1 pseudogene is annotated in these 464 nt (G+C 59.3%); it reads left to right on the top strand.

The features are described 5' to 3' along the window. Positions 1-464: pseudogene (dnaE, locus tag B3V69_RS20410) on the top strand (DNA polymerase III subunit alpha); the annotation flags it as partial.

Raw genomic sequence — 464 nt, 5'->3', positions numbered from 1 at the left:
ACCGTCTATGCGACTGAAGCGGAGCCGATCCTGGCCGAGCGCGAAAGCAAAGAAGAAGACGTCAAGACCCTGCTGGAGCTGGCCCGCAAGCTCGAAGGCATGACGCGCAACGTCGGCATGCATGCCGGCGGTGTGCTGATTGCGCCGGGTAAATTGACCGACTTTTGCCCGCTGTACCAGCAGCCGGGCAGCGATTCGGCGGTCAGCCAGTACGATAAAAACGATGTGGAAGCCATTGGCCTGGTGAAGTTTGACTTTTTGGGCCTGGCCACGCTGACCATTCTGGAGATTGCGCGCAGTCTCATCATCAAGCGCCACAAGGGGCAGGAGAATTTTGCCTTCGAGAACCTGCCGCTGGACGACGCGCGTGTCTACAAGCTGTTCACCGATGGCAAGACCGAGGCGGTGTTCCAGTTTGAAAGTCGCGGCATGCAGGGCATGCTGAAAGACGCCAAGCCGACCCG

Source organism: Rhodoferax sp. UBA5149 (assembly GCF_002413825.1).
Classification (GTDB): Bacteria; Pseudomonadota; Gammaproteobacteria; order Burkholderiales; family Burkholderiaceae_C; genus Rhodoferax.
Note: the sequence above shows the minus strand (reverse complement) of the source record. Positions and strands in the feature narration are given on the sequence as shown.